This window comes from Brotaphodocola sp. (genome assembly GCF_983179755.1).
In genome coordinates this window covers 1-11,334 of record NZ_CFAHBC010000050.1, presented here as the reverse complement: position 1 = coordinate 11,334, position 11,334 = coordinate 1, and the positions used below count along the sequence as shown (strand labels likewise).

Annotated in this window: 8 protein-coding genes; all 8 read left to right on the top strand. The window is 45.5% G+C overall.

Annotation, left to right across the window (positions count from 1 at the left end):
* Positions 1-554: 554 nt before the first annotated feature.
* Positions 555-1,070 carry a zinc-ribbon domain-containing protein gene (locus AC4EVX_RS12220; protein ID WP_308452199.1) on the top strand — a complete coding sequence of 172 codons (516 nt, stop codon included), beginning with the start codon at positions 555-557 and terminating at the stop codon, positions 1,068-1,070.
* Between the two features lie 638 nt (positions 1,071-1,708).
* A complete protein-coding gene (locus tag AC4EVX_RS12215; RefSeq protein ID WP_308452084.1) occupies positions 1,709-1,921 on the top strand; it encodes a hypothetical protein in 213 nt (70 codons plus the stop codon).
* 47 nt (positions 1,922-1,968) lie between these two features.
* Positions 1,969-2,469, top strand: a complete 501-nt coding sequence (locus AC4EVX_RS12210) for a ribonuclease Z (protein ID WP_490160297.1) — start codon at positions 1,969-1,971, stop codon at positions 2,467-2,469.
* 122 nt (positions 2,470-2,591) lie between these two features.
* A complete protein-coding gene (locus AC4EVX_RS12205; RefSeq protein WP_490160296.1) occupies positions 2,592-3,650 on the top strand; it encodes a DNA/RNA non-specific endonuclease in 1,059 nt (352 codons plus the stop codon).
* A gap of 97 nt (positions 3,651-3,747) precedes the next feature.
* Entirely contained in the window at positions 3,748-4,584 is an 837-nt protein-coding gene (locus tag AC4EVX_RS12200) for an alpha/beta hydrolase (RefSeq protein ID WP_308452081.1), read from the top strand.
* A gap of 532 nt (positions 4,585-5,116) precedes the next feature.
* Positions 5,117-5,626 (top strand): TRAP transporter small permease subunit, encoded by a 510-nt coding sequence (locus tag AC4EVX_RS12195; protein WP_177977984.1) that lies wholly within the window; start codon positions 5,117-5,119, stop codon positions 5,624-5,626.
* Positions 5,627-9,031, top strand: coding sequence for a TRAP transporter large permease subunit (locus tag AC4EVX_RS12190; RefSeq protein ID WP_490160295.1), 3,405 nt, complete (start codon positions 5,627-5,629; stop codon positions 9,029-9,031). It begins immediately after the preceding gene.
* Positions 9,032-9,656: 625 nt separating this feature from the next.
* Complete coding sequence (locus AC4EVX_RS12185) at positions 9,657-10,997, top strand: MATE family efflux transporter (protein WP_490160294.1); 1,341 nt, start codon at positions 9,657-9,659, stop codon at positions 10,995-10,997.
* Positions 10,998-11,334 lie beyond the last annotated feature (337 nt).

The window sequence follows — 11,334 nt, the reverse complement described above, 5'->3', positions numbered from 1 at the left end:
GTTATTCAGTTATTCAGTTATTCAGTTATTCAGTTATTCAGTTATTCAGTTATTCTCTTATTTTTATTCTTTTACAATAATTCAAAATTTTCCAGAGTATATAAGTGTGTGTAAAATGGATATGTATAGTTAGCCCCCTTCTTTAGGTGTGGGATAGACTTGAGTAGTGTGATGATAGTAGATAAAGTGGGCAGGCGACGAAGCAGGAAAGATTCTGCAAACCCGTGTGAGACGTTGGTGCTTAGGCTGTGTGGTTTACAGCCTTATGCACCACTACGTCGAACCCGGAGCGAGAGCGAGTTTGCAGAATTTCTTATCCTGCTATCGGAGCCGTAAAGAGAAAGCATAACAAAGAGAAAGCATAACAAAGAGAAAGCATAACAAAGAGAAGGCATAACAAAGAAAAGGCATAACAAAAATAAAGAGAAAGCATAATAAAGAGAAAGTATAACAAGAAGAAAATATAACAAGGGCACGCAGGTTTTGCGTATAAAGCAGAACCTATAAAAATTGCCATAGATTTTCAATAATTCAAAACAGAAAGGAGAAGAAAGATGGTATTTTGTGCACGATGTGGGAGGAAACTGAGTGATGGAACAAAGTTTTGTCCGGGGTGTGGAGCATCCGTACAAGAGCAGAGCAGACAGACATCAACATCTTCACACACACAGTCTCAGCAACCGCAGTCATGGGAGCAGTTAAGTCAGGCAAAAGATTTGAGTGGAGAGTTTCAAGTGGAGGATATCGAGCAGAATAAGCTGTTAGCAGTACTTTCCTATTTTTCGCTTTTGGTGATTCTGCCAATTTTTCTCGCAAAAGAATCCAAGTATGCCAGATTTCATGCAAATCAGGGCTTGATTCTTATGATTGTGACAATGGGATGGCAGTTTGCCTCCTCGATGCTGTCGCTTGCATTCAGTCGTTTCTGGTGGCAGATGCGCTTTATCCTTCCATTTACTGGTATTGTCTACATATTGCTTTTGGTGCTGTTTGTTATGGGAGTGGCAAATGCCCTGAGTGGAAAGGCAAAAGAACTTCCGCTGATTGGAAAATTCCGGATTTTAAACTGATGATTTTAAATAGTTTTAGAAAATTCCAAAATTAAAAAATATGTTAATTCTAAATTTTTTACTTATTTTCTAAATTCGTATTCTTTTTATCCTCATGTGTTGTGAGGGTTCGTTCCGATCAAATAAATTCCAAGATTATAAAAAAGAAAAGGCTTCTCGTTCAAGTTAAAGATTTCAGAAATCGAAACAGCAATCAAAATTCCGTTTTTCTGAAAATCGAAAAAATTGAAGGAGAAGCCTTTTTGTTGTCTAATATGGTGTTGTATTTAATGCAATCAATCCTTAATAAAATGAATTCGCTCCGGATGGAAGCGATCTTCCTGCGGACGGCTCTTAGGATCTGCATGATTTTTTCTTTTTCTACGGATTTATCCGCATATTTTCTGACACTGATTCTGTGAAAAATGCTATCCATAAATCAAGTCCTCCTTGAAAAAAGATAATGTTATTAGCTTTATTTTAGCACGAAGAAAGAGCAAAATCAAATTCATATCTTTTCTTTGAGTTTTATGGTATAATCGGAGAGTATTCTCTTAGGAAGGTTTAGCTGGGGAGTTTGTCTGTGTGATGGAAAATGGGAAGCTGAGAAAGTTGTATCTGAGAGAAGTATATGAAATTTAGAAAAAGGAGTGAGAATTTTGAGACGAGTAATAGCACTTATCATGGTGTTGATTCTGCCAATTAGTTTGATTGTCAGCATCGTTCTTGGTCTTATACATCATCCGTATGCACCTCTTGCGTTTGGATTTGCGTTTGCAACGATGCTTGTTTTTCCTGTCTTTTATGTAATTACGGTCATGCCAAAGCATGTGGTGGAGGTTTATTTTAAAATAAAGGATAAGCTGGGATAAGAAAATAATTGTGATGAGAGAAAGTTTGGGGGAAGGAGTGTGAGGATATGATTGTTGCAGTTTGTGTGGACGATAAAAATGGAATGATGTTTAATAAACGCAGACAGAGTCAGGATCGCATTCAGAGACAGCATTTGCGGAAATTGGCAGAGGGAAGAATGATCTGGATGAATTCGTACAGTGCAGTTCTTTTTTTGAAAGACAGCGAGCAGTTAAATGCAGGATTGGAATCAGGAGCGCAGGAGGATTTTGCACAGCCGAATATCTGTGTGGATGAGGACTTTTTAGATCGGGCTGGGGAAAATGAGATCTGTTTTGTCGAGAATCAAAGCGTTTCGGAATATACAGAGAAAATAGAGGGAGTCATTCTCTATAAGTGGAACCGCGTTTATCCGTCCGACCGCTTTTTTGATCTTGATTTGAGTGGAGAAGAGTGGAAGTTGACTGAGAGTGAGGAATTTGAAGGTTCTTCCCATGAAAAAATTACGATGGAATTTTATCGTTCTCATTCACAGGTATCACAGTCAAATGGAGAGGCGAAGGAGTGACTGTCTGAGAATGGTCAGCGAAGTTGATGGAAATCGCGCACGGAGTCCCCATAGGCATCGATTTGACGACATAAGGAATTTTACAAGATTTACGATAACAGAGAGTTAGGGAGTTTAGAATTATGAGAAAACTGAAAATATGGATTGCGGGTCTGGTGATGGCAACGTCACTGGTTCTTTCTGCATGCGAGCAAATGCCGGAGCTGGAAATATCGGGAAGTATCCAGACAACGACGGAGGCACAGGCAGGGGCGGATGTTTCCTCGGAATCAGGGGATTCGTCGAGTGCGACATTCAGTCTTGCAGAAGTGCCGGAGTATTCTGGAGATCCATATGTGGCAGTTCACGACAATATTCCGTACTTTACAGAGGAAGAGTTGAACGCGGCAAGGGATTCTTTTGAATTTTACAGTGAGCTTGATGAGATTGGGCGCTGTGGTGTTGCCTGTGCGTCGGTCAGCACGGAAACGATGCCGACAGAGAAACGAGGTGACATCAGCAGTGTGAAGCCGACAGGCTGGCATTCTGTGAAATACGATAATGTCGATGGAAAGAGTCTCTATAACCGTTGTCATCTGATCGGTTATCAGCTGACCGCGGAGAACGCCAACAAGCAGAATCTGATCACAGGTACAAGATACTTAAATGTTGATGGCATGCTTCCGTTTGAAAACATGGTTGCGGACTATGTAAAAGAAACAAAAAACCATGTACTCTATCGCGTGACACCGGTTTTTGAGGGCGATAACCTTGTGGCATCCGGAGTTCTGATGGAGGCAGAGTCCGTCGAAGATCAGGGCGAGGGAGTTTTGTTCTGCGTATATGCGTATGATGTTCAGCCGGGAATCACGATTGATTATGCGACGGGTGAGAGTGCCATTTCCGGTCAGGCGCTTGCAGGTGTGACGACAAAAGCGGATAAGAATTCGACTGCGAAGACGGAGGCAAAGACAAACGGAAGCAAGAAAGATACGGGTGCAGAGACAAAGACTTCGGAAAAGTCGAACACGAAGAATGAAAAAAAGCAGACATATGTTTTAAATGTCAATACGGGAACTTTCCACAAGCCAGATTGCTCTTCTGCACAGAGAACAAAGGAAGAGAACAAAAAGCAGGTGAAAGACACACGGACTCACATGATTGAGCAGGGATATTCCCCGTGCAAACAGTGCAATCCGTAACAGGAAAGTCCTCGTCCATAGCTTGCTTGCGAGCTTAGGCGGGGAGTGGTTCCCGAATAAAGAAAGTAGCAAGACGGAGAGAAGGAGAGAGACAAGCATGAAGGTGTGGACAGAAAGAATTGAGGGAATTGGTGCAAATGGAGAGGAAAATGAACAGACTGTAAAGGCATCGTACACGGCCTATCTGATTGATAACAATCCTGAGGAGGCGGAAAAAAAGCGAAAAGCGATCATCATCTGTCCAGGTGGCGGATATCGTTTCGTCTCCCCGCGTGAGGCAGAGCCGATTGCGCTTGAGTATCTCGCAATGGGATACCATGCGTTTGTGCTGTCTTATAGTGTAGCGCCGAGTCGTTTTCCACAGGCAATTGAAGAACTTGCGTGGTTGACGGTTCATATCCGCAGACATGCCGAGGAGTGGAAGATTCAGGAAGATGGAATTGTGGTCTCGGGATTTTCGGCAGGTGGTCATCTTGCGGGAAGCCTTGGAGCGTTCTGGAATCAGGAATGGCTGGCACAGGCAGTTGGTGCGGAAAATGAGGAGATTCGCCCGAATGGAATGATTCTGTGCTATCCGGTAGTGACGGCGGGCGAGTACTGCCATCGAGGTTCCGTGGAAAATCTGCTTGGAGACCGCGCAGACGAGAAGGAGGCTCAGGATCAGTTTTCTTTAGAGTTTCAGGTGGGAGCGCACACGCCAAAGACGTTTCTCTGGCATACAGTGACGGATCAGACTGTTCCTGTACAGAATTCTCTTCTGCTTGCGAATGCGCTTGTACAGAGTGGGGTAAATCTTGAAATGCATCTCTATCCGGTCGGCTGTCATGGACTTTCGCTTGCGACGGAGGAGACAGCAGTTGGACAGGAAAATCGCGTAGAGCCACAGTGCCAGAACTGGATAGAGCTTGCGGGAAACTGGATGAGCCATCTCTAATGCGATGAGAAAGTAAAAATCAAAAAATAAAGAAATAAAAAGCAAGAAATAAAAAGAGACTCAGGGAGCATTTGCGTGAAAGGCTGTGCTTTGAGTCTCTTTTTGTTCATTCGTTTGAGAAACACGGGGAGAGCTACCGCGATTATGCAGAGTGGATTGCGAAAAATACGGCGCATGATCTGATCCGGAACCGGACGGCAATCCGCGAGAACTTCTATTCGGGACGACTGATGAAATTGCGATGGTTTTATATTTTTTTTGATATTTTTCGATCATACTTGACGCAATTATTAAAATTTTGTAAAATAAAGATATGCCAGTAAATCGTATCTTTGTAACACAAAGGAATCCGCAATGATGCAATAGAATCCGCACAGGTTCAACTGACTGAGAGCAGGAGCCGGGGCGGGATTTTTTTGCGCATTTTCCCTGGAATGTTTTTTAGGCTGGATGTGCAGTGACACGGAAACTTGAAAACAGGTTGCAGGAGAGGCGGAAGAAGGCTGGCAGGTATGTTTTAGGAGGAAGAATTATGAAAGGCTATAAGAAGCTGATGAATGCAGTAGCTGTGGTGGAAAAGGCAGTTCTTGTTATCACCATGATCCTGATTCTTGTGCTTACCGTGGGTAATGTATTTTCGCGGAAAGTGATTCATCGCTCCTGGTCCTTTACGGAGGAACTGGTCGTTGCGGTGTTTGTATTGATTACCCTTTTGGGTGCAGCGCTGTCTGCAAGAGAGGGCGGTCTTGTCGGACTGAATCTTGTGACAGAGCGTCTGCCGAAATGCACAAAAAAACCGGTGGTTTGTCTGATCACCTTTTTCAGTGTGCTGTTTATGGCAATTTTGTTTTACTATGGAATGGACAAGGTGTTCGCACAGCTGGCGAACCAGAAGAGAACCTTCGTGCTGAACTGGCCGGAGTGGATTTTCTGGTCCTTCATCCCGATCGGTGCGGTATGCTTAAGTCTTCATTTTATTGAGTTCTGTATCGATACCTGCATGAAGAAAGATGATGCAGACGAGAAAAAGGAGGTGCGCTAAATGGTCAGTGCCGTATTGTTTGTTTCCTTTTTCTTGCTTCTGCTTTTAAATGTACCGATTTCGGTATGCTTGGGACTCTCCTCAGCGTGTGCAATCCTCTATTCAGGAACTTCGCTGACGATTGTGGCAACAAATATTTATTCTGGTATCAGTAAATTCCTGCTTCTTGCAATTCCGTTCTTTGTTCTGTCCGGAAACATCATGGCAAAAGCCGGAATCTCCACGAGACTGATTCACTTTGTAGATACCTGTGTGGGTCACCGCAAAGGTGGTATCGCAAATGTATGTGTTATCGTGGCATGTTTCTTTGGAGCAATCTCCGGTTCCGGTCCGGCAACCGTGGCAGCACTGGGCGCTGTTCTGATTCCGGCAATGGTGGAGCGTGGTGGTTTCTCTGCACCGTTTGCAACGGCTCTGATGGCAACATCAAGCTCGATCGCAATCGTCATTCCGCCGAGTATCGCGTTCGTTGTTTACGCGTCGATCACGGGTGCGTCGATCGGAGATATGTTTGTGGCAGGTATCGTTCCGGGAATCCTCATGGGACTTGCGCTTGTGCTTGTCGTTATGTGGGAGGTTCGTCACAACCGTGTTGTTCCGGCAAATGTCAAGAAGGCGTCTGCAAAAGAGCGCTGGGATGCATTTAAGGATGCATTCTGGGGATTTTTGATGCCGTTGATCATTCTTGGCGGTATTTACGGTGGATTCTTCACCCCGACTGAGGCGGCAGCGGTTTCCGTTGTCTATGGTCTGTTTGTCGGTATGGTGATCTACCGCGAGGTAAAATGGACAGATCTCTGGGATATTCTGATTGACTCTGCAAAGACAACCGGCGGAATCATGCTGATTGTATCCTGTGCATCCCTGTTCTCTTTTGTCTGCACGCGTTTTGGAATTTCCACCGCTGCATCGGAGCTGTTAGGAGGTCTTGCAAAGAATCAGTTTACCTTCCTTTTGATCTGTAACGTGATCTTCCTGATTGCAGGTTGCTTCATCGATGCAAACTCTGCAATGTACATTTTCATCCCGATCATGCTTCCGGTCTGCAAGGCACTCGGATATAATGTGATCGCATTCGGTGTAATGGCAACCGTAAACCTTGCAATCGGTCAGGTAACCCCTCCGGTTGGTGTAAACCTGTTTGTCGCAATCGGTGTCAAGCTCAAGAAAGGTATGGAGGTCAGCCTTCAGCAGATTTCCCGCGCGGTTATGCCGATGGTCGGAGCCTCAGTTGCAGTTCTGCTTCTGATTACCTATGTTCCGGTGATTTCTACTGGTCTTCCGGCTCTGCTTGGAAGCCAGGCAGCAATGAGCAGCAGTGGCACAGCAGGAACTGATTCCTCAAACGGTGCAGATAATGAAAGTGCTTCTGGCGTAGCTGGAAATAGCGATTCTGTGGACGGTGAGGACTTTAACACGATTGAGGATTACAGCGATCTCGATTGGCCGGAGATGACGTGGAACTTTACCTGCTCGACGACAGAGACAAGTACCTGGGCTGAGGGCGGTAGAAAGTTTGGCGAGCTGATGGAGAAGGCAACTGGTGGAAAGATCAAGGTTGACGTCTACGCAGCGGACCAGCTGACAAACGGAAACCAGTCTGAGGGTATTCAGGCACTGATGAACGGTGATCCGGTACAGATCTCGATGCACAGCAACCTGATCTACTCGGCATTTGACCCGAGATTTAACGTGGTTTCCCTGCCGTATCTGTTTGATTCGGTTGAGGATGCCGATGCTGTTCTGGATGGACCGGCAGGTGAGAAACTTGTGGAGATTCTTGAGTCTTACGGTCTGCACTGCATGGGTATGGCAGAGAATGGATTCCGCCAGCTGACAAACAGTGTGCGTCCGGTTAAGAGCGTAGACGACATCAAGAACCTCAAGCTCAGAGTTGCAGGATCGAACCTGTTAATGAAGTGCTATGAGCTTTGGGGCGCAGATGCGACGAACATGAACTGGTCGGAGACTTACACCGCCCTTCAGCAGAAGACGGTTGACGGACAGGAGAACCCGCTTCCGGCAATCGACGCAGCAAGCGTACAGGAAGTACAGAAGTACGTTTCTCTCTGGAATGCAAACTATGACTGCTTGTTCTTCTGTATCAACCAGGATCTCTATGATTCTTTGACACCGGAACAGCAGGCGGTTGTCGATGAGGCGGGTCGCAAGGCAGTTGCCTACGAGCGTCATATCAACCGTGCCGGCGATGAGGAGATTCTGAGTCGTTGGCAGAGCGAGAACGGCGTTGAGGTCGTTCCGACTGAGGAGCTCGACATCGAGTCCTTCAAGAAGGCCGTAGAACCGGTAACTGACTGGTACATCAAGGAACTCCAGTCTCAGGGCTATGAGGACGCAGAGACACTTGTTCATGCATTTACGAATGCAGAAGGTGCAGATTCCGGTGCAAACGGCGGTGTCTCCACAAGTGCTTACACTGTTGAGGATCACAGCGATCTTGACTGGCCGGAGATGATATGGAACTTTACCTGCTCGACGACAGAGACAAGTACCTGGGCTGAGGGCGGTAGAATGTTTGGAAAGCTGATGGAGCAGGCAACCGGTGGAAAGATCAAGGTTGATGTCTATGCAGCGGATCAGCTGACAAACGGAAACCAGTCCGAGGGTATTCAGGCGCTGATGAACGGTGACCCGGTGCAGATCTCGATGCACAGCAACCTGATCTACTCGGCATTTGACCCGAGATTTAATGTGGTTTCCCTGCCGTATCTGTTTGATTCAACGGAGGATGCTGACCGTATCCTCGACGGCGAGGGCGGAGAGAAGATGAAAGAGATTCTCTCTTCCTATGGTCTGCACTGTATGGGTCTTGCGGAGAATGGTTTCCGTGAGTTGACAAACAGTGTGCGCCCGGTCAAGAGCGTGGACGATATGAAGAACCTGAAACTCAGAGTTGCAGGTTCGAACCTGTTGATGAAGTGCTATGAGCTCTGGGGTGCAGATGCGACGAATATGAACTGGTCCGAGACCTACACTGCCCTTCAGCAGAAGACCGTTGACGGACAGGAAAACCCGCTTCCGGCAATCGATGCGGCAAGTGTACAGGAAGTACAGAAATATGTATCCATGTGGAATGCAAACTATGACTGTCTGTTCTTCTGCATCAATCAGGATCTCTATGATTCCCTGACACCGGAACAGCAGGCAGTTGTCGATGAGTGCGGTCAGCTCGCCGTTCGCTATGAGCGAGAGATCAACCGTGCCGGAGACGACGAGATTCTGAGCCGTTGGCAGAATAAGAACGGTGTGGAAGTTATCCCGTTTGAGGAGCTTGACATCGAGTCCTTCAAGAAGGCAACTGAGCCGGTGGAGGAGTGGTATATTAACGAGCTTAAAAAGCAGGGTTACGACGACGCAGAAGAGCTTGTATCTGCGTTCAAATAAGGTCAAGTATCAAGTAAGAGCTTGCTAAAATGAAATTTAATTAGCTTACATATAGCTTGTAAGTAAAAAATGTAGGAAATAAAAATTCCGTTACTGGACATGTGAGCATGAACAGTAACATAAATAGTAACGAGTGCGCGAGGTGAATGTCAGACATTGACCTCGCGCACTTTTTATGATAGGAAATTGCGCCCTATCATACTTTTGCAGGCTTATTTGGATAGGTGGAAAGATCCGGAGTCGACAGACTTTGAGTATCTGTTCAACTGTTTTAACACAATATTTTGACGATCCGTGCGGAGGAGGATGGATCTGGGATGGATCAGGAAAAACTCGATCAGCTCTTGGCATCGTTGCAGGATATGACACACACTGCAGATAATCTGGGACTTCACAATATTGCACGAAGAATTTGCCTGCCAACTATTTCATAAAAGTGTTTAAGAGAATTGCGGGACAGAGCCCGACGGAATATCGAAATATTGTTTTAGCGAAAATTAGAAAAAATGATTGCTTGACTCTGCCTGAAGAAGAGAGTACGATGAAGTGGATGCAGGAAAAGGATGCGATAGAGAAAAGAATACAAAGAAATAAAAGAAAAAGAATGTTTTTTGGAGAAATACAGATGAATCGCGATTTGACGAAGGGAAGAATTTCCTCTTCCCTGATTTTGTTTGCCCTGCCGATGATGGCGGGAAACCTGATGCAACAGTTTTACAACATTGCGGATACGCTGATTGTGGGGCGAGTGCTTGGACGAGATGCGCTTGCAGCGGTTGGTTCGGCGTACACGCTGATGACATTTCTGACATCGATTTTTCTGGGACTCAGCATGGGAGCGGGAACCCTGTTTTCGATCTATCAGGGAAGGAAAGACCAGAAAGCCTTAAAAACCTCGATCACGCATGCGTGTACGCTGATTTTGGCGGTCACGCTGATCTTTAGTGTGCTTGTCTATGTCGCGATTGATCCGATTCTGATTTTTCTTAGGATTCCGGATGAAGTGTGGGCGGGAATTCGCCAGTATCTGTTGATCGTTTTTGCTGGAATTGCAGGGGTCTCACTCTATAATTTTTTTGCCTGTCTGTTGCGCGCAGTCGGAAATTCGTTGACTCCGCTTGTTTTTCTTGCGATTTCAGCTCTGCTCAATATTGGACTTGATTTGCTGTTTGTCGCAGGCTTTCGGTGGGGGATTGCAGGAGCAGGAATCGCGACAGTGTTTGCCCAGTATGTTTCTGGAATTGGAATCTGGATCTACACGGCAGTGAAATGCCCGGATCTGTCTCCGTCCTGGAAGGGACAGCATTTTAACGGACATATCTTTAATGAAATCTTGAATCTGTCTTCGATGACCTGTGTTCAGCAGTCGGTGATGAATTTTGGTATTCTGATGGTGCAGGGACTGGTAAACAGCTTTGGCGCTGTAGTCATGGCGGCTTTTGCAGCGGCAGTCAAGATCGATACGTTTGCATATCTTCCTGTTCAGGATTTTGGAAATGCCTACTCAACGTTTGTCGCACAGAACTATGGAGCGGGAGAGAAGGAGCGGATTCGAAAAGGAACAAGACAGGCATTTCTGTTGAGCATTCTGTTTTGTCTTGTGATCTCGGCGGTTGTATTTGTGTTTGCAGAACCTCTGATGCGGATTTTTGTGAGTCGAAGTGAGACGGAGGTCATCACAGCGGGAATCCGTTATCTGAGGATTGAGGGAGCCTGCTACTGTGGAATCGGCTGTCTCTTCCTGTTCTATGGTTATTATCGCGCAATCAAGCGGGCGGAGATGTCGGTTGTCCTTACCGTGATCTCTCTCGGTATGAGAGTGGTTCTGGCATATGTGCTGTCTGCTCGGATTGGTGAGATCGGAATCTGGATGGCGATCCCGATTGGTTGGATTCTGGCAGATTTGACAGGATTAGCTGGCATGAAGGTGATCGGAAAAGAAAAAGGGAAGAAGATAGGCGATTAAGAGAGATTAAAAAAGAAAAATTAGGGAATAAATGAGAAGGGATTAAGCGCTGATTGGGAGATGGTAGGGAAGTTATAGAGAAAATGAAAGAAATTTGGAAAAAAATAGAAAAAGATGAAAAAAGTGGTTGACAGATAGAAAAAGATTTGATACTATAATCAGCGTCCTTGAAAAACAAGGGCGTTGATTAAAAAAAGAAATCAAAAAGTGAAAAAAGTGCTTGACAAAAACGGAATGACTTGATAAAATAAACAAGCTGTTTCAAAAGAAAAGCAAATGAGTAACAAACTGAACCTTGAAAATGAAAGATTGAACAGTGTTTAAAACCCTGAAAATT